Origin of the sequence: Alteromonas sp. D210916BOD_24, from assembly GCF_047159385.1 — a bacterium.
In the GTDB taxonomy this organism is placed as follows: domain Bacteria; phylum Pseudomonadota; class Gammaproteobacteria; order Enterobacterales; family Alteromonadaceae; genus Alteromonas.
The window spans coordinates 3394651-3414475 of record NZ_AP038333.1; the positions used below are offsets into that span (position 1 = coordinate 3394651).

A 19825-nucleotide genomic window follows, 5' to 3' on the forward strand; every position below is an offset into this window, starting at 1 on the left:
TTTGTATGTAGCATCCTTAACTTAGGCGCGCCTCATATTCTGGTTTCTGTAGATTTTAAGTGTGCATTTAGCGCGAGATCCTTTAATTCAAAAATCTATATACCCGCGCAATATTGTAAAAGTTAAGGCTTTTTATTGTGCTTTTCAAGCGCGGCATCAGGTACATTTTTTACCATCATTTGCTCTTTGCGTTTCATCATCATCTTCGCTAAGCGCCGCATACTCACAGTGGTATCTTTTTCATCAACGATGTCTACACCCAATAACCGCTCCAACAAGTCTTCAAGGGTCAAAACGCCTTCTAGTCCGCCGTATTCGTCTACCACCAATAGCATATGCACATGCTTATGAATAAAGTGGTCAAAAGTTACCGATAAAGGCATGGTGTTGAGTACGGTCACCATATCCTTGGCATATTCAGACAGCGGTTTTTCGGTATTTCCACGGGCTTGTGCAACCAACAAATCCGAACGCATGACAAAGCCTGTGATGTTTTCAGAATCATTGGCCTCGTAGACGGGGATCCGTGAAAACTCAATACTGGCATGCTTGTGAAAAAAGGCTTCAACTGTCATTGATTCAGACACAGAAAACAGTGCAGTTCTGTGTGTAATAGCATCTTTCACCTTAAGCTCATGCAAACTCAATAAACTTTGTAAAAACGCTGCCTCGTGATTCGCCAGTTGCCCTTCCTGACCAGACAATTCTGCCATTGCATGGAGCTCACTTCGACTGAGCCCTCTCAATGGACTGTCTTCTTTAAAGCCTCTGGTAAGTAATTCCGACATTTTAACAAAGGGTTTCAGTGTTATGGACAGGTACTTTAAAAAGTAAGCAGTTGCAGGCGCAAGCAATCGCCAATACGTTGCCCCTAATGTTTTCGGAATGATCTCAGAAAATATCAGGATTAATAACGTTAACACTGCTGAAATCAAACCTAGGTAAGCTTCACCAAACACGGCTGCCGCTTGCGCACCGGCTCCCGCTGCGCCCATAGTATGGGCAATGGTGTTAAGGGTTAAAATAGCAGAAAGTGGCGTATTGATATTGTCAGTCTGCTCTCTAAGCAGTGCTCCACTAGGCTTTCCGTCTTTCTCGAGTACAGAAATATAGGCAGAAGACACGCTCAATATTACCGCCTCTGCAATTGAGCAAAGAAATGAAAAGCCCAATGCGATAAATACGTACACGATCAGTAAAAACATGTATTAATTCCAAGCGCTTCGAATTTGCGAAACACGTTTGTATTTTATAAAGATAGACTGTCTATTATGGGGTATGGGACACGAGATACAAGCGCACATCCCTATGCGGAATATAATAATGGAAACAGGCCCTACTATATTTAAAAATCTAACATAATGAATTGCGTTGATTAACGTCTAATGCAAAGACAACGTTTCACCCAGACTTTTGCGCTTATTAATAAAGGTCTCGATGATAGCGAGACTGCTCCCTTAAAGCTTGATAACCCGCTGTACCCAATATGGTCTGCAATGCCTTATCAACACCTTGCCCCATTCCTTCAAAATGACCACAAACATAAACTTGTCCGTGTTCGCCTAAAAACGACTTAACCTCTTCACACTGTTCAATTAGCCGTTGTTGAACGTAACCGCCACCTTCCTGTCGGGAGAAAATCACTGACTTTTTATAAATACAGTCGCTGTGATGAAAAGGCGACAGCGTTTTATCAAGCACGTCATCTTGACTAGGCTGACGCTCACCAAAGAAAATCCAAACTAGTCCCGCATTTTCGAGTAGTGCGCGTTTCGCAAGCTGAGCACGCACACCAGCAATGCCGCTACCCGCGGCAATTAAAATAAGTGGGCATTGCGTATTGGTAATTATTGCACTGGTATTTTTACGGATGTACCCGCGAACTGATTCTGACAACGATAGGTTTTGCGTTAAGAGGCCAGATCCTAGCCCAAGTTGTCCATCGTCCTTTACTACTTGCCTTACAACAAGTTTCATATCTCGTTCTTGTGGTACCGAAGCAATAGTGTAACTTCTGCTTACCATCGCTGATTCTGCGTGTTGTGTAATTAACACTTCCAGCACATCCCCCGCTTCCCATTGCTCATGAGCATCTTGTTTGGCAACATTCTCATTGCTGTCCATATGTAAAGACAAGCCATAGAGCGCTGGAGAAGTGGTATTGGATACCTCATCTGGCGTATTTAATTGAGTCCGCTTATTAAGGGTAAAAGCATGAGTAGGATGTTCGGTATCCTCTGGTAAAGCACGCAACAAGGATAAATGCTCCCCTTTCCCTGAATCCAGTGTGGTAAGCGGTGACAGGGCACGGCCCCCCAACGCAACAATACTGTCGAACAAAGTGACCGCAAACTGGCAAAATGCGGCATATTGTTTATCGCCTAAACCTACTACTTCAAAAGACAGGTGCGACAAGTAATTCGAATGATTCGATGACGCTTTTTTTAGTGCTTTACTGAAGTTTCTGCCCGCATCAGGTGGCTCGCCTTCACCATAGGTACTCACTACAAAAATGACTTTTGATACGTCAGTTAGTGCATTAAGTTTTAACGAAGCCATGGATATCACCGACGTTTGTTCTTGTTGAGCAAGCGCGGCTGCTCTTGCGCGGGCGACTTTTTCTGCGGTGCCGGTCTGACTGGCATAAACGATAAGGGTCTCTTCCCCCTTTACCGAATACGTGTTTCGCTTTTTTTGTTTTAAATACAACACCGCTACCCAAATCACATAAAGGCCAATAACTAACAATGCTATGGATAGACGGTGCGTTTCTGTCATGATTTTTACTAAGCTATGGTTTAATCAAACAGTTAAAGAGGGAGTACTTCAAAGGTACCTGAGTAGCTACCGCTACGTATGGTTGCCGGCTTTTTCACTTTATCGTCCTGATAGCCAATTTCGACAAAGTACATTCCCGCTTGTGGCCAGGTAATCTCAATCTGCCCCTTTTTGTCAGCGGTCACTTTAATCGTTTCCTGGTCATTTCTATAGCGCATACCGCCGCGTACAACTTCCACTTCAGCACCAACTGCTGGCTCACCATCAATAAGCAATTTAAATGTCGCGGTCTCCGTTGCAAATAAGTCATTGGGGTGAGTGACTGGCACGAGTTCAAGGCCGACGTTATCAGGTGAAAATACCTTGTTAGAGGGTGCACCAAGGGTAACAAAGGTCTCTACTCGACGAGAGCTTTGCATCACGCGTAGATCGTTAGCTTTTTTCGGCACTGCCGTTGCAAACTCTTCAGGCTTATACTCTTCGCCGCGTCCAGGCCACATCTTGCGCTTACCTTCTTCGTCACGCCAAAACGCGCGGATCCCACTGCTTGCTGAAGAGAGTTTATAGGTACCTTCTTGTGTCAGCTTCAAGTCGAAAGTAGTACGGTATCTACCGCGTGCCATATTCTCTACTTCTAGCGCTTCACCTTGTGGCGACTTAACCACTAAGTTACTGGCATTCATAGCAAAATGATCAGGATGGAAAATAGTATTAGAAATGGCAGCATCGAACGTAACATAAGCGTCTTCGCCTGAAAGTACAGTCGAACTTGGAAGTAGCCACGCGCGATGTGCACTGGCTGAAAATGAAACGGCAAGCGTAGCCACGAGTGCAATTGCTGATGCTTTTATTGATAGTTTTTTCATAAAATCCTCTTATTTGATCTCCAGATATGAGCGTGTTTCGAATTCAACTGTCCTCAGACTAGTCTTCCAGACGCAGTACCACACGCCCAAGTTCTGAATTTCCTTTCACTTCTACCGGCAAAGATGCAGCAGACAGCGGCAATGAAAATGGCAGTGACAACACTTCACGTCCCCCCACTTCCCGTGATGCTTCTACGCGTAGTGTGTATTCACCTTCAGGTAATTCATCTAGCGCCTTATTGAGTTGTGAATCGAGGCTGTAATCACCGGGGCCTTTGGTTGCACTGGTAAGCCCGTCATAAGGCAAATCCAGGCTGCGTCCACCGCGACGCCACCATTGGCGCAAATCTTTAAGCCATTCTTTACCTTTGTCTTCTCGCATTTCCACGTCGTACCATACGGCAACCTGAGTAGCCTTACGTTTGCTGTCTTCAATCCACACAGCTACATAGGGTTTATGATATTCAGCCACATCAAGTTGAGGCAGAGTTACGTCAAGTTTGGCTTGGCTCGCGGCGTGTATAGTGCCAGAGGCAAATATCAGGCTGAAAAAAGTCGATGCGATAACTGCACCTTTTGGCATTTTCATGTAAACACTCCTTAAAATTGAGAGGAAAGTGCAAGTAGCAGCCCGCTAGTGCACAAACAGTAAAATAATGACAAACGGGATCAACACGCCGAGCATTGTAATGGGCCAGGTAGACGTACGCGTTTTTGAATGACGCATTAACAATTGCAGCCCTGTGACACTAAAAATAATGCAGGTAACCGCAAAGATATCGATAAACCAACGCCATGCATTACCTGTATTCCGCCCTTTGTGAAGGTCATTGAAATACGATATCCATCCTCTATCAATGCTTTCAAAAGTTACCGTTCCAAGTTCAGCATCTACTGCAATCCAACTATCTTCTCCAGGTCCTGGCCACGCGGCGTAGAATTCAACGCCATCCCATTCGCCCATCACCGATGAAGGTACTGTAATTCCTTCAACTGACTGCATAAACACAACCAGTTCGCCTGGTATTTGAATATCACCGGCTTCCAGAGACACCAACTTATCTAGTGCCGTTTGTGGCAAACTTGTCTGTGTAGATGTCACCGTTCTATTGGCTGGAATATCTGCTGCATGATTTAGCGTGATCCCCGTTACAGCGAATAACAACATTCCAACTAAGCAGACTGCGCCACTAATCCAATGCCATTGGCGGATACCGCCTAAAGAAAAACTCATAATTTGTTTACTAACTCTCTGTATTTCGCCGTGTTAGCCATCAATTTCATCGGGCTAGATAATACAGATATTTCCACCCTTTTCAATGTAAATGAGATTTATTCTCATTATTGTATTGTTTGCGCAACGACCTTTAAGCGTTGCTTCATTTCTCACGCAGGCGTAGTCCCAAAAAAAACGCTAATGAGAAGCAATTACATAGCCTTGGAGACTTGGAAGTGTCATGTATTTCACATGGTGTTCTTCACGAGGTTTTCCAAAGACTGGATATTGCCGAGTAAATCAGAGCGAGACGGGTACGATTTATAGACTTGCCGTAAAAGCGTAAGTGCATCTGGGTACTGACGCTGATCAATGGCAATTTGCGCACGTCCAAGCATAGCTCTCTGCTTAACATCGGAGAGTGATTCAGCTCGTAGATAGGTCATTTTGGCACGTTCTACATTGTTCTGTTGACGATAGAGTGAAGCGAGAGACAACAGCGCCTCACCATTGTCAGGGGCGTCAGCAATGGCTTTAGTTAACAGGGAAATCGCTGTTTTGCTCTGCCCTTTGCCCATGGCCAACTGGGCTTTAAGTACGTTAAGCGTGGCTGCTTGAGAGGTCGTTAGCTTTTTCACGTTATTGTCGGCTGCTTGCGTTAATTTGCTTAGATCAGACCATTGCTCATTGGCCGCTAAGTAAGCCGCTATTTTGGAGTAAGCGTCAAAGCCTTCACCAGTGTTATCAGAAATAAACGTATTCGCGTGTTGCGCGAGTATGTCAGCGGCACGGCGTGCACTGCCGTCAGATACATGTAACTTAGCCACTGAAATTAAATTCGACAGTGAACTATCGCCTAACGCCAACGCCGTTTCTAAACTGCTCAGCGCCTTTACCATGTCCCCCTGCTTTAACGCTATTTGCCCGCGCTGAAGCCACAGTTGCGTATTGTTTTCATCATCAATGAGCATTTCGCTTAACAAACTTTCTGCCTGAGCAAGTGCATTACTTTCTATAAGCGCGAACAGTAAACCTTGATACCACTGCTTGTTTTCAGGTTCGAGCATTAACGCATTTTGATAAGCGCTGATCGCCGTGACCGGTTTGCCCAGCTGCACGTTGGTATAGGCCAATTGACCAAAGAGCTGGGCATCTTGAATACCTAGCTCTACGCTTTTAGTTAAATGGGTACGTGCCTGGGATATTTTATCAGTCATCAAATACACCATACTCAAGCTTCTGTGCGCAGAAGGAAAATGTGGCATGGCATCGATAACGTCTAATAATACTTTTTCTGCAAGCGCGTAGTTTTTCTCATTCAATAGCACTTGGCCGTATAACTCACGCAAGCGCGGACTAAACTGAGCAATATCCTGCGCCGCAAATGCATTAGCGACCTGCGAATAATTGCCCGCTTGTAAGTCGGCCTGAATACTGCCAATAAACTCCCCCTCTTCACGAGATATACGCTCACGATGAGGGTCGCCATGATGCTGACGCAACACAAACCGCCAATTCGGTTCTTCCAGATCCACTATTATTTTTGCACTTGCCGGCTTAGCAAAAGCCAAACCGCTCACCATCCAACTAAGAAAAGCTACGGCGGTAATCTTCTTAAAACTTGTCACAATCAACCTCTACATTCTTTAGCTTCTATTAGGCCTCTATAACGACGGGCCAGATAAAACGCGCCTTCACCGCTTCGTCTTCTTTGTAAGGCGATGTAAATTTACTGGCCTTAACAAAGCGCATAATTTCTTTATTGAGCTCGTGGTGCGGGTTCTCGACAATATCCATCAGCTTTACGTTGCCATGCTCATCAATAATGACGTCGAGCTTTACAATTACCCGCTTTATGCCTTGCTTTTTAAGTCGTTTAGGAAAGCGTATTTTGACTGGCGTGAGCAGCGTAGGTTTGGAGTCCAGTTCTCCAAGGCCAAAAGCCTCTAACTCAATGTCAGGCATATCCCATTGGGAATGGGTAACCCTGACATTAGGCATATCAGGCTTAGGCACTTGAATATCTGGCTCAACGCTTAGTTCTGCCAGGGTCATGGCTGCGCCACTGCCTTCGACTTGCATAACAAGCTCAGTTTCTTCTACAACATGTTGCATTTGGGGGGGTGGCGGTGGTGGTGGCGTTACCGCTATGTCTAATTTGCGCACCACCAAAGTGTCGGGCTGTAAATCAGACAGAAAGTGCCCCAACCACATCACACCAAGTGCGCTAACGAGCACTGCACCGCTAAGTAGAGAAGGTTGAAGGTTGTGTTTCATCACATTTTGCCTCGTTCGCTATGGCTTTAACGTGGCGATGTTAACCGTGTCGGCACCCGCCAGTTTGGCTTCATCTATCACTTCTACCAGTAATTCAGAGCGAACGGCTTTATCTACCTGAATAATTACTGGGCGTTGTTCTTTCATCAACAGTTGCTCCACGGTAGAGCGCACACCGCTCACGCCGATATTGGCACTGTCATACACCACTTCACCGGTACGGGTAATTGCCAGCATAATGGCCATTTGATCGAGCTTTTGTGCCGATATCGCTTGTGGTTTATCTATCTCTACCCCGGTTTCTTTGACAAACACTGTTGAAACAATAAAGAAAATTAAAAGTATAAAAACCACGTCTAGTAACGGAGACATATCAATGCCTTGCGGTTGCTGGCTTTCAAGGCGTCGCTGTAATCGACTTGCCATGTTTACGCCTCCCTTACTATGGCGCGCTTTACCGCTCCATTAACAAACATCAACAAAAGCCATCCGGGGATTGCCAAAGTTAAACCGAGTTGCGTAGTAAAAAGTGCATCGGCTATACCGCCAGTGACAACTTGACTGTCGACACCTAACGACATCATTCCGGTAAAGCTCACTTGTAAGCCTGCAATTGTGCCTAGTAGGCCCATCAAGGGAAGAGCACTAACCAGTACGGCAGGTACCATTTCTCGCTTTGTCAGTTCATTCTCACCGCTGTACTCTTTCTCATTGGCACGAAATTGGGCAATCTCTTTGCGTGACGTAAACAGCACAAAGATTTGCTGATAAGCAAACCATGCCACCAGCAGCATTAACCAACAAAGGGCATTTCCGAGAAGCTGTTCAATCATTAACTTGCGCTCGCTTGCGGTTGGCCGTCACGCTTGTCGCCACCCTTGTAGTCGGTTTTCTTCGCAACGTCTGGCTCGTCATTACTCAGTACAAGAGCGAAACTTTCGAGCTCTTCGTAGTAATGTCGCGCTTTGCGAGAGAGTACGGCATTTAGAATTAATGCCGGTATGGCCACAACTAAGCCTAACTCTGTGGTTACCAAGGCTTTAGCGATCCCGCCAGAAATAACTTCGGGGTCGCTTGAGCCAAATGCCGTCATCATTCTAAAGGTTTCAATCATGCCGCTTACCGTACCTAGAAGACCTAGCAAGGGTGCTACGGCAGCAGTTACGGCAATGGTGCCGTTGTATTTTTCTAGCTTAATTTTGTCTTGCTGGAGCGCAGAAAACAGTTCATCGTCGCGTTCAGTTGGCGTGCTTGCACGCTTAGTAATGTCATACAGTTCGCGCTGCATGCCATCGAAGAAGCCAACACCTGAACTGCCCACCATGTTCACCAAGGCTTTGCCTGATGCTACTTGCTTAACCTTAGGTAAGCGCCATAGCTGAATAACTTTAAACAGTGCGATAAGCGTAGCGAGAAGGGCAAACAACACGATAGGTATCACCCACACTCCGCCTTTCACAACATGCTCAATTACCCCTTCTGACGCTTGCTCGCGGGTAGCGGCGCGGCCAAGGGTAGGATCTATTTTAATGCTGCCACTGCCGCTGCTTGCCAAGCTTGCAAGGCTTTCGGTATCCGTATCTGAAAACGTGGACGTAGAGGTAAACAGGTCTTGCTTGCGCTCTGCCCTCTTTGTGCGCTCTGCAGTACCCGCAACGTTTTGCGCTTGCGCCAGATACCACGTCACTGGGCCAAGAGTAAGCACTTTAGCTTGGGTCACTTCGCCATTCGCCAGTACAACCTCTCCTGCACTGAAATTAGGGGTTTGTTGATCCGCAAACGCTCTCGCTTTTTCACCCACTTTCTGTACTTTGTCAGACAAGCTCATTTCGTTTAATGACAGACTGTCTACACCGGTTTGAAGCAGGAAACGACTCAACAAATTTTGCTGGAACTCTTGTTGCTCGCTCCAGCTTGATAGGCGATTTTCTAACTGGGAAAGACTAAGGGTTCTTTCATCCATTTTACGGCGGGCTACTGTGGTTTCATTGCGCAGTTTCATTACCTGCTGTTCAAGCGCACGCAATTCGTTAGCCAGCGCTACCCGCTCTTTGCTAATTTTGCTTTCTGTGTGTTCCAGACGCGCTTTCGCCTCTTTAATATTGGCCAGCATGCTATCTTCAGGACCAGCCACTGCAGGTACACAAACTACCCCTGCGCACAAAGCAACACATGCTGCAATGAAAGAGGATTTCAAGTTTGGATTATAAGTTTTGAAAATGTGAGATAAGCGTTTCATTCGCCTTCTCCTTGAGCCAGCGTAAGTGGTAAAGAAACAAAATCGGGCTCATGTTTCTTCTCGAAAATAGCAACGGCAAGCGCCACCGCTTCGCTATCTACATTGTCACTAAATTTCCACTGCCATTCCCCGTTTTGAACGCGGCCCACTCCCTGATATTGACCATCGGCGTTGGTAAACCACGCATAACTGCTGCCAACATAGAACTGCTTAACCAATACATCTTTGTCATCGGGAGCACGCATTACGGTTTCGTTAACCAGAAGCTTGCTGTTAAATTGTTGTAAGGATGAAAGTTTTGCAAGGGTGACCTGAAGCTTATTCGATGTGTCGGCGTCGGCCGCTAACTCGGCTTGCTCTTTGTCCCACGTTTGGCGAATAATCTCAGGCAGCGACGAGTAAAGGCTGTCTACTTGCCCGATTACCCCAGCCAAAGCGCGCTCTACACCCCCTTGTTGTGCTTCAAGCTCACTTTGCTCAGAAAGAAGTGCTTCTCGCTGAGCTTCTACGTCGGTGGTTGCAGCCTGGCTTTCGTCAATCATACTCTGCAGTTGAGTTCGCTCAGCTTTTAGTAGTTGAATACGCTGACGCAATGCAGGCTCTGATTCGCGCCACTCGTTTTCTAGCTTTTGCGTCTGGCGCTCAATGCTAATCCACTTTTCAGTGAGCCCATCAATATCGCTGGCTTTCGTTGCTGCCATCACAATACTTGATGAGAACACAGCAAGTGATACCAGTAAAAAAGAAAGCGCTGCACTTCTTTTAACTTTCATTCAAATCCCTTACATCTCTTAGCTGAATTAATGAGATTGCCGGCACGTCGATATCGCTATCGAGGCCGGCACTTCTAATGTCTTTTTACTACTTGTTAAGTATTAGAACTGGTAAGTAGCAGACAACAAGAAGCTTCTTTCTGGTTCATTAAAGGTATTAGCCCCTGCGTTAGACGCTTGAGTACCTTCACGCTTAACGCTTTCGTTAAACAAGTTCTTAACCGACACGTTGAAGCTTAAGTTTTGGTCGAACTCGTAAATGGCGTTAATGTTGGTGATGGTATAGGCTTCGCGATCATCAGCTTCGATAACGGCACCCGAGTTTACGCTTGCCGTAGGGCTTTCTGTTGCACCGTAGTGTTGAGCACTAAGCACAAGCTCAAGTGCATCGGTGGCTTGCCAGCTTATTAACGAGTTAACGGTATAATCAGGTACTATCGACAATGGCTGGCCAGTCAATTTATCTTCTGACTCAAGCATTACGGTAACGTTAGTGGACCATTCAATAGTGCTGGTGACAGGGAACAGTAAGTTACCTTCAAGGCCAGAAATAACCGCTTCAGGAACGTTAAACCACTGGAACACCTGAACGTTTGCCTCACCACCTTCTTCACTGGGCAACACATACTCTGGTGGCACATTACCGGTACCAATTTTGTTTTTGTAGTCGTTATGGAAGTAGGTAATACCCGCGTTCAAACCTTCTTCGTTGGTATAGTTAATCCCAATCTCTTTGTTCACTGAGGTTTCGTGCTCCAGATCGGGGTTCCCTAAAATATGGCAACCGCCACCTAAGTTAGAAAAGTCGACTGGGCAACCGTTACCACGGGTGTAGTACACATAATTTGGGTTCAACTGATAAAGGTTTGGTGCTTTAAACGCGCGACTAATACCACCTTGTACGACTATGTTAGGTGATGCCTGCCACGACGCATTCAAACTTGGTGATAGGTTTGTTCCTGCTTTACTGTGATCATCGAAGCGCAGTCCTGGCGTTAGCGTGATTGAATCCGTTAGCATGATATTGTCTTCAATATACACGCCCACAAGGGTAGCATCCGTTTTAGACGGACGGTCTGCAGGATCGGTTGCGGTATCTGGGATAGTGCCATCATCAACCACATTTAGTGTGAGCTGATTACTCACCGCGTCATCTAAGGTTTCTTTACGGTATTCCGCACCAAAGGTAGCAGTTTGATTGAAGCCGCCTAACGTTAAAGGTACATTCCACTCGGTTTTCGCCGTAATGTTTTCTAGCTTAATGGTCGTCATTTCCAGGCTATTAATGCGCCCTTCAGTACCGCCTGCAGCGCCTTCACCTAAACGGCTGTTCGACGTATTTTCGTATTGAATGTAACTAAATGAGTCACCGAAATCATACTCACCATTGTGTGTTACACCGAAAGTACGACGATGCATTACCAGCGTTTCTTCACCAATGAGACTATGGGCATCGGTTTCTGCTAAGTCTTCAGGTTCTGGAATGATGACATTACCGTTTTCGTCAACGGGATAGCTAACACCTTGGAAGGCATTGTCACCGGCATAGCGATTGCCTTGACGGCTATATGCTGCTTCAAAATCCCAGCGGTTAATATCATCTTGGTCAAATCGAACCAGGGTACGTACGTCGATGTTTTCAACACCTTCACGTCCTGCCCCTACCGCTTTCGCTGTGCCGCCACGCCCTGTTGTCACATCTGTCGCGTCTAGGTTCACGCGAGGATCATCAGCGTCTTGTTCGTTGTAGTTAACAATGGTGCGATGAGAGAAACGCTCAGATAAAGGCGCACTTGTTACTAGGTTAAAACGACGGTTATCGCCTTCGTATTTATTTGAAGAAAGCTCGGTTTGCGCAGTAATTGACGACGATGCCTCATCGGGGGATTTGGTGATAATATTGATTACACCGCCTGATGCACCTGAACCATATCGAGCCGCGGCTGGGCCACGAATTACCTCTATGCGTTCAATTGCCTCTGCGGGAACCCAGTTGCTGTCCCCACGGGTATTGCGCTCACCTGAACGCCCCATTTTTACAGAGTTACGCGACAACACCGGCTTACCGTCAATAAGAATGAGTGTATTTTCAGGCCCCATTCCACGTATGTCGATTTGACGCTTATTACCGTACTGGCCCGAACTTGAGTTTCCCGTAAGGTTGATACCCGGCATCGTTCTGACAATCTCGGCGATATCATTGGTTACTGGGCGACGTTTGAAGTCCTCTTCGGTGACAATTGACACACCTTGTGCCTGTTTAAGCTCTTCAGAAGCAGACTGAACCACCGTTGTATCTAGGGTTTCAAGTTCTTCATTTTGTGCAAGTACTGTCGCAGACAGCATGGGAAAAAGGGTTCCTAATAAAATAATGCGCTTACCAATTGCAGGCATTGAGCTATCCTTACTAAGTTGAGTGTTGGCCAACTAAAGCGCTGACCCGATAAATGCGTTATGTGTTGTGTCATTTACATTGCGTTATTGACAGAGTTTCTCTGTATAGAAGCGCTTCGCAACATAGCGCTGAGTTGGATAAATCTGAAATGAGTCAATTGGTATTATTATTGTGGTAACCCAAATCCACAGCGTGCGATACGAATCCCGTTTCGATCCTAATCGCTGTAAGCCAATCTCAAACTTTACACATCTTAATAATAATAATTATCATTTGCAATTTAATTAATGTTTAAGTGCTTTTCAGTTTCTTTACATTACTCAACAATGGAAGTGATCGAGAGCTATGGTTTGAACGAGGAGGGTAAATTGAGTATGTCCATACGCATCAATTGCCAAGGACACAAAAATACAAATATCTATAATGGTGATTGCGTGTTGTGAATGGAATTTAAAAGGAACTGTTTAAGCTCTTGATATGCAGATAACGACTCGGGGGTATTGTAAGCAATAATGTGCTGAGCGTGAGATAATCCTTCGAACACTTCTAACTGCGTCCGCCCCCCGGCATCGCGGATTTTGCGATTAACACGTACCGTATCGCTTAAAAACATATCTCGGGTACCAGTAAGTAAAAATGTCGGTGGGAAGTGCTCAAAGCTACCATAAAGCGGAGACACTAAAGGATGTGACAGGCTTGCCTTACCAGCATAAAGCCTAGCCGCGGCGCTTAGCTGTCCATCATAAGTTACCAATACACTATCCACACCTTCATTGACGAACAAGCTATCACCGTTTTTATTCAGATCCGCCCAGGGTGTACCTGCGTAAATAGCCAGTGGCAATGCCCATTTTTTGGCAAGAAGTGATTGCATCAGAGATAAGACCAATCCGCCTCCGGCAGATGTTCCCCCAACAAATACATGTTGCACTTGGTCTAGGGTAGCTATGGCTTGATAAACCGCAAGCACATCATCTAGTGCGGCGGGGAATGGTGCAGAAGGGGGCATTCTGTAGTCCACACTATAAACCGTGATGCCCAGTCGATGTGCAATTAATAAGCCCTCTTCAATACTGGGTAGTCCACCAAACAGCACATAGGCGCCACCATGGATGTCGATATAAACAGACTGAGCGAAGGCCTTTGATAGCGATTTAGGCGTTAATTGCCGTACTTTAACGCCAGCAATCTCCATAAGCTGAACATCTACTTCCAACGCTTTACGCATTTTCTTAATTTTTTTCTTCTGATCCGCATTGCGTAATTGAATATAGTCTCGCCACTGTTCTACTGTTATTGGCGTATCAGCGATGGATTGCGCCGCAGTAACGGATGGGAAGTCAGCTATCGCTTGCTGTAGGGCTACGCTGGCCGCTGTGGGCAACGGTAGGTCTTTTGGGGGCACGTGTTTAAACAAGCAATTAAACTCTCTGAGTTAACATAACGTAAACTTCATCATGGTAAGCGATAGCACGGATGACTTCTTCACATTCAATACTGGTTAATATCAGATCTTCTGTCCAGTCTAAAAAGACTTTCAGCTTTGCTACTATGCTAAACAAGATAACAAGGCGCAATGGCTTTTATCAGATAAAAGGGAGTTGTAAAATGAAAATTCAAACTTTGAATATGATGGTTATGCTGACCAGCCTGTTGTTATATGCCAGTGAGGGTTCAGCACAGACGTCAATCTGGAAAGTATCAAAAGGCAGTGATACGGTATTTATCGGTGGCACTATACACATACTGCCCATCTCCGAATTTCCGTTGCCCGTTGAATTCACCGAAACCTTCGAAAAAAGTAACACAATAGTTTTTGAAGTGAAAATGCCAGACCCAGCAGACATTGAAGGCCAAAGAGCAATGATGGGTGGACTCGCTTATGCTGAAGGTAAAACCCTAAAAGATGATGTATCAAAAGAAACGTTCGAGGCGCTTAATGCTTATCTAAGTCACTTTGGCGCGACCGCTGATCAGTTAGCCCAATTTAAGCCGGGTATGGTCGCTTCAACACTTGTTGCTATGGAAGCACAACGCTCCCAGTTGGCAGGGCAAGGTGTAGATGCCTACTTTATGCAGCTGGCTGCACGCGATGGAAAAAGTAGCGAATACCTAGAGTCACTGGATTTTCAGATCAATATGCTAGCCAACATGGGCGCTGGCGAAGAAGACCGCTTCATCTCAGAAACCTTAGTAACATTACCCGAGTTAAAACACATACTTAAAAGTACCATAAAGGCATGGAGAGAAGGTGATACGAAAAAGATTGAAGAGCTAGTGGTAGAAACTTTCAAACGTGAATCTCCCGCTTCATACGACGATGTGTTTACTAAACGCAACCATAACTGGCTATCTCAAATCGAAGCCATGTTTGACGATGATGATCAAGAATTTGTGTTAGTGGGAGCTGGACACTTAGTTGGTGATGGCAGTGTTATCGATTTATTAGAAGCGAAAGGGTACAAAGTCGAGCAAATGTAACCCCCCATTTTGCTGCCAACTGAAAAAACGAAGCTAGGCATAGTCCTAGCTTTTTTATGCTTATTAAAGAAAGAGTGGGTGTTGTGCCTTCTAAAACCCCACAACATTCGGATGCGGTGTCGGAGCTCTCACGTAAAAGAAGGCATGGGTTCACGGCGTGTTCCCTCCCCTCTCACCAAGCTTTATAGATGCCAAAGGGGTGAAGCTTATTCAATCTAGCACTCTCAGCTGCATGGATGCTGCTGCGAAGCCGCCATGGATGGCTTTACGGCGTGTTTTTGATGGGGCTTCACTCCCGAAATTCCAAATCGCAGGCATAAAAAAAGCGCACCTAAGTGCGCTTTTTGGAACTTGTGTTACTAAGTCTAGATTAGTCTAGGATCTTAGATACAACACCAGCACCTACTGTACGACCACCTTCACGGATTGCGAAACGTAGACCTTCGTCCATCGCAATCGGAGCAATTAGCTCAACTTTGAATTTAAGGTTGTCACCAGGCATTACCATTTCTACGCCTTCTGGAAGCTCTACAGCACCAGTTACGTCAGTTGTACGGAAGTAGAACTGTGGACGGTAGCCTTTGAAGAATGGCGTATGACGACCACCTTCATCTTTAGACAATACGTATACTTCTGCTTCGAAGTTTGTGTGAGGAGTGATTGAACCAGGCTTAGCTAGTACTTGACCACGCTCAACTTCGTCACGCTTAGTACCACGTAGAAGAACACCAACGTTCTCACCCGCGCGGCCTTCGTCAAGAAGCTTACGGAACATCTCAACACCAGTACAAGTAGTCTTAGTAGTGTCTTTGATACCTACGATTTCTACTTCTTCACCAACTTTAACGATACCTTGCTCTACACGACCTGTTACAACTGTACCACGGCCTGAGATTGAGAATACGTCTTCGATTGGAAGAATGAACGGCTTGTCGATTGCACGCTCTGGCTCTGGGATGTATGAATCTAGGGCTTCACCTAGTTCAACAATCTTCTTCTCCCACTCTGCGTCGCCTTCAAGCGCCTTAAGAGCTGAACCCTGGATAACTGGTAGGTCATCACCTGGGAAGTCATATTCGTTTAGAAGTTCACGAACTTCCATTTCTACTAGCTCTAGAAGCTCTTCATCGTCAACCATGTCACACTTGTTCATGAATACGATGATGTAAGGTACACCAACCTGACGACCAAGTAGGATGTGCTCACGAGTCTGTGGCATAGGACCATCAGTCGCTGCTACTACTAGGATTGCGCCGTCCATCTGTGCAGCACCAGTGATCATGTTTTTAACGTAATCAGCGTGTCCTGGGCAGTCTACGTGCGCGTAGTGGCGAGTAGGTGTGTCATATTCTACGTGTGAAGTAGAGATGGTGATACCACGTGCTTTTTCTTCAGGCGCGTTATCGATTTGATCGAATGCCTGAGCTGAACCACCGTATGTCTTTGCAAGAACAGTAGTGATTGCTGCAGTTAGGGTAGTTTTACCGTGGTCAACGTGGCCGATTGTACCCACGTTTACGTGGGGTTTCGTACGTTCAAACTTTTCTTTTGCCATTTTTCTCGTTTCCTAAGTTAAAAGTCCGACCCACAAATAGACCGGACCGAACCTTCATTTAGATTAAGTTCTAGATTCAATGATAGCCCGCGCCACATTGTTAGGCGCCTCAGAATAATTGAAGAACTCCATAGAGTATGAAGCACGACCTTGTGTTTGTGAACGCAAATCTGTTGCATACCCAAACATTTCTGAAAGCGGCACTTTAGCACGTATTATTTTAACACCTGCGACGCCATCTTCCATACCTTCGATCATGCCGCGGCGACGATTTAAGTCACCAACTACATCACCCATCCAGTCTTCTGGAGTAGTCACTTCAACTTTCATTGTGGGTTCAAGTAACACCGGATTTGCTTCTGCGGCGCCTTTTTTGAAACCCATAGAGCCGGCGATCTTAAACGCCATTTCAGAAGAGTCAACATCGTGGTATGAACCATCAAACAAAGTAACCTTTACGTCAAGTACCGGATACCCTGCCAGAACACCACTTCGCATCTGCTCCTGAATTCCTTTATCGACCGCTGGAATGAACTCTTTTGGTACCACACCACCGACGATTTCGTTTACAAATTCGTAGCCTGCGCCTTCTTCTTGAGGCTCAATACGTAACCATACATGACCAAATTGGCCACGGCCACCTGACTGACGAACGAACTTCCCTTCCACTTCGACTGATTTACGAAGGGTTTCACGATAGGCAACCTGAGGGTTACCCACGTTACATTCAACTTTAAATTCACGCTTCATGCGGTCGACAATGATATCCAGGTGTAGTTCACCCATACCAGAGATAATTGTCTGTCCCGTCTCATCGTCTGTTTTTACTTTAAACGACGGATCTTCAGCTGCAAGCTTACTTAGGGCAATGCCCATTTTTTCTTGGTCTGCTTGAGACTTTGGCTCAACCGCAATGGAGATAACCGGTTCTGGAAACTCCATACGCTCCAGTGTGATAACGTGGTTAGGATCACAAAGCGTATCCCCCGTTGTCACATCTTTAAGACCGATAGCGGCCGCGATGTCACCTGCGCGTACTTCTTTTATTTCTTCACGGTCTTTCGCGTGCATTTGCACGATACGACCAAAGCGCTCACGCTTACCCTTAACTGGGTTGTAAACCGTATCACCGGTGTTAACGACACCTGAGTAACAACGGAAGAACGTTAGCGTACCCACAAATGGGTCAGTGGCAATTTTAAATGCCAATGCCGAGAACGGCTCATCGTCGCTAGAATGACGCTCTGCCTCAGTCTCGTCTTTATCGTCAAGCACACCGGTGATGGCTTTAACTTCAGTTGGAGACGGAAGGTATTGGACAACCGCGTCAAGTACTGCCTGAACACCTTTGTTTTTGAAGGCACTGCCACAGGTGGCAAGAACAATTTCGTTGTTCAGCGTACGCTTACGAAGGCCTAAGCGAATTTCTTCCTCGGTCAGCTCTTCGCCTTCCAAGTACTTATCCATTAGCTCGTCAGAGGCTTCAGCAGCCGCTTCGATCATTTCGGTGCGGTACTGCTCTGCTTTTTCTATATATTCAGCCGGAATGTCTTCATAGGTAAAGGTCATACCCATGTCTTCTTCATTCCAGTTAATGGCTTTCATCTTCACAAGGTCGATGACGCCATGGAAATTCTCTTCAGCGCCCATGTTGATTTGAATCGGAACACAGTTTGCGCCTAAACGCTTGCGGATTTGTCCTACAACGCGTTCAAAATCAGCGCCAGCTCGGTCCATCTTATTGACGAACACGAGACGTGGCACTTGGTATTTATCAGCCTGTCTCCAGACTGTTTCTGATTGAGGTTCAACCCCAGAAGACCCACAGAAAACCACTACAGCACCGTCTAGTACACGTAATGAACGCTCTACTTCAATTGTAAAGTCAACGTGTCCAGGGGTGTCGATGATGTTGATCCTGTGTTGATCGAACTGTTGCTCCATACCAGACCAGAAACAAGTAGTCGCAGCAGACGTGATAGTAATACCACGCTCCTGCTCTTGCTCCATCCAGTCCATGGTAGCAGCACCATCGTGCACTTCACCGATTTTGTGAGACAGTCCTGTATAAAACAGAACACGCTCTGTGGTCGTGGTCTTACCCGCGTCCACGTGAGCCACAATACCAATATTGCGATAACGCTCAATCGAGGTCTTACGAGGCATAAATCTCTCTCAGTTATATAACGTTTATTACCAACGGTAATGAGCAAACGCTTTGTTTGCTTCGGCCATGCGGTGTACGTCTTCACGCTTCTTAACCGCTGAACCTTTGTTTTCTGCTGCGTCTAGCATTTCAGCCGCTAGGCGTTGTGCCATAGACTTTTCGCCACGTTTACGTGCAGCTTCTACCATCCAACGCATACCTAGCGCGTTACGACGAACTGGACGTACTTCAACTGGAACCTGATAAGTTGAACCACCAACACGACGAGACTTAACCTCTACTGTTGGGCGGATGTTATCAAGCGCTTCCTCGAAGATATCTAGGTGTGCTTTGCCGGTTTTTTCAGCAACAATATCAAGCGCACCGTAAACGATTTTCTCAGCGACTGACTTTTTGCCGTCGAGCATTACGACATTCATGAATTTCGCAAGCAGTTGTGAACCAAATTTTGGCTCTGGTAGGATTTTACGTTGACCTACGACTCTTCTTCTTGGCATTTTCTATTCTCCGTATGAATTCAGGGAAAACCCAAAACTCTTAAACTTCAGTTTGGCCTTACTAACGGAGAACCGTTAAGACTTAGGCTTCTTCGCACCGTACTTAGAACGGGCTTGTTTACGATCGTTTACACCTGCGCAGTCAAGAGTACCGCGAACTGTGTGATAACGAACACCTGGTAGGTCTTTAACACGACCACCACGGATAAGAACTACACTGTGCTCTTGTAGGTTGTGACCTTCACCACCGATGTATGAAGAAACTTCAAAACCGTTAGTTAGACGTACACGACATACTTTACGTAGTGCAGAGTTTGGTTTCTTAGGCGTAGTAGTATATACACGAGTACATACACCACGTCTTTGTGGACAAGCTTGTAGAGCAGCTACGTTGCTTTTTTCAACGGGCTTTCTACGCGGCTTGCGCACTAACTGGTTAACTGTTGCCATTAACTAGCTCCTGATTAAAAACTACGAAAACCCAATCACTGTGATTGGGTCCTAAACTTGCGACTTTTTAATTTGTCGCGCTTGTGATGTGAACATTGTGCTCGTCAATATTCACTGGGCGCTAATACAAA

Annotated in this window: 18 protein-coding genes; 1 reads left to right on the forward strand and 17 read right to left on the reverse strand. The window is 45.9% G+C overall.

The features are described 5' to 3' along the window. Positions 1–122: 122 nt before the first annotated feature. From ACMCM8_RS14735 to ACMCM8_RS14795, 13 genes are all read right to left on the reverse strand, one after another. Positions 123–1205, reverse strand: coding sequence for a CNNM domain-containing protein (locus ACMCM8_RS14735; RefSeq protein WP_412723348.1), 1083 nt, complete (start codon positions 1203–1205; stop codon positions 123–125). A gap of 217 nt (positions 1206–1422) precedes the next feature. Next, positions 1423–2778 (reverse strand): NADPH cytochrome P450 oxidoreductase family protein, encoded by a 1356-nt coding sequence (locus ACMCM8_RS14740; protein ID WP_412723349.1) that lies wholly within the window; start codon positions 2776–2778, stop codon positions 1423–1425. A 32-nt stretch (positions 2779–2810) separates the two neighbouring features. Beyond that, on the reverse strand, positions 2811–3644 hold the full coding sequence (locus ACMCM8_RS14745; protein WP_412723350.1) for a DUF4198 domain-containing protein: 834 nt from the start codon (positions 3642–3644) through the stop codon (positions 2811–2813). Positions 3645–3702: 58 nt separating this feature from the next. Continuing rightward, the gene (locus tag ACMCM8_RS14750) at positions 3703–4233 is read right to left on the reverse strand and encodes a DUF2271 domain-containing protein (RefSeq protein ID WP_412723351.1); all 531 of its coding nucleotides are present in this window, start codon (positions 4231–4233) and stop codon (positions 3703–3705) included. Between the two features lie 45 nt (positions 4234–4278). After that, entirely contained in the window at positions 4279–4878 is a 600-nt protein-coding gene (locus ACMCM8_RS14755; RefSeq protein ID WP_412723352.1) for a PepSY-associated TM helix domain-containing protein, read from the reverse strand. A gap of 230 nt (positions 4879–5108) precedes the next feature. Next, entirely contained in the window at positions 5109–6488 is a 1380-nt protein-coding gene (locus tag ACMCM8_RS14760) for a tetratricopeptide repeat protein (RefSeq protein ID WP_412723353.1), read from the reverse strand. A 28-nt stretch (positions 6489–6516) separates the two neighbouring features. Then, entirely contained in the window at positions 6517–7137 is a 621-nt protein-coding gene (locus ACMCM8_RS14765; protein ID WP_412723354.1) for an energy transducer TonB, read from the reverse strand. A gap of 18 nt (positions 7138–7155) precedes the next feature. Further along, positions 7156–7563, reverse strand: coding sequence for an ExbD/TolR family protein (locus ACMCM8_RS14770; protein WP_412723355.1), 408 nt, complete (start codon positions 7561–7563; stop codon positions 7156–7158). A 2-nt stretch (positions 7564–7565) separates the two neighbouring features. Further along, complete coding sequence (locus tag ACMCM8_RS14775; protein WP_412723356.1) at positions 7566–7970, reverse strand: MotA/TolQ/ExbB proton channel family protein; 405 nt, start codon at positions 7968–7970, stop codon at positions 7566–7568. Next, a complete protein-coding gene (locus ACMCM8_RS14780) occupies positions 7970–9376 on the reverse strand; it encodes a MotA/TolQ/ExbB proton channel family protein (RefSeq protein ID WP_412723357.1) in 1407 nt (468 codons plus the stop codon). Before ACMCM8_RS14780 ends, ACMCM8_RS14775 begins: the two co-directional genes overlap by 1 nt. After that, complete coding sequence (locus tag ACMCM8_RS14785; RefSeq protein ID WP_412723358.1) at positions 9373–10149, reverse strand: DUF3450 family protein; 777 nt, start codon at positions 10147–10149, stop codon at positions 9373–9375. The genes ACMCM8_RS14780 and ACMCM8_RS14785 overlap by 4 nt, the downstream gene beginning before the upstream one ends. Before the next feature lie 102 nt (positions 10150–10251). After that, positions 10252–12543 (reverse strand): FepA family TonB-dependent siderophore receptor, encoded by a 2292-nt coding sequence (locus ACMCM8_RS14790; RefSeq protein ID WP_412723359.1) that lies wholly within the window; start codon positions 12541–12543, stop codon positions 10252–10254. Between the two features lie 419 nt (positions 12544–12962). After that, positions 12963–13961 carry an alpha/beta hydrolase gene (locus ACMCM8_RS14795; RefSeq protein WP_412723360.1) on the reverse strand — a complete coding sequence of 333 codons (999 nt, stop codon included), beginning with the start codon at positions 13959–13961 and terminating at the stop codon, positions 12963–12965. 191 nt (positions 13962–14152) lie between these two features. Between ACMCM8_RS14795 and ACMCM8_RS14800 the strand changes: the two genes are divergently transcribed. Further along, positions 14153–15025, forward strand: a complete 873-nt coding sequence (locus ACMCM8_RS14800; protein WP_412723361.1) for a TraB/GumN family protein — start codon at positions 14153–14155, stop codon at positions 15023–15025. A 370-nt stretch (positions 15026–15395) separates the two neighbouring features. On the opposite strand, the gene tuf is transcribed toward ACMCM8_RS14800, so the two are convergent. The 4 genes from tuf to rpsL form a co-directional block, all read right to left on the reverse strand. After that, positions 15396–16580, reverse strand: coding sequence for an elongation factor Tu (gene tuf, locus ACMCM8_RS14805; protein ID WP_412723208.1), 1185 nt, complete (start codon positions 16578–16580; stop codon positions 15396–15398). A gap of 63 nt (positions 16581–16643) precedes the next feature. Next, the gene (gene fusA, locus ACMCM8_RS14810) at positions 16644–18746 is read right to left on the reverse strand and encodes an elongation factor G (RefSeq protein WP_412723362.1); all 2103 of its coding nucleotides are present in this window, start codon (positions 18744–18746) and stop codon (positions 16644–16646) included. 27 nt (positions 18747–18773) lie between these two features. After that, on the reverse strand, positions 18774–19244 hold the full coding sequence (gene rpsG / locus ACMCM8_RS14815; RefSeq protein WP_412723363.1) for a 30S ribosomal protein S7: 471 nt from the start codon (positions 19242–19244) through the stop codon (positions 18774–18776). Positions 19245–19319: 75 nt separating this feature from the next. Further along, the gene (gene rpsL / locus ACMCM8_RS14820) at positions 19320–19694 is read right to left on the reverse strand and encodes a 30S ribosomal protein S12 (protein ID WP_014951037.1); all 375 of its coding nucleotides are present in this window, start codon (positions 19692–19694) and stop codon (positions 19320–19322) included. Positions 19695–19825: the final 131 nt, after the last annotated feature.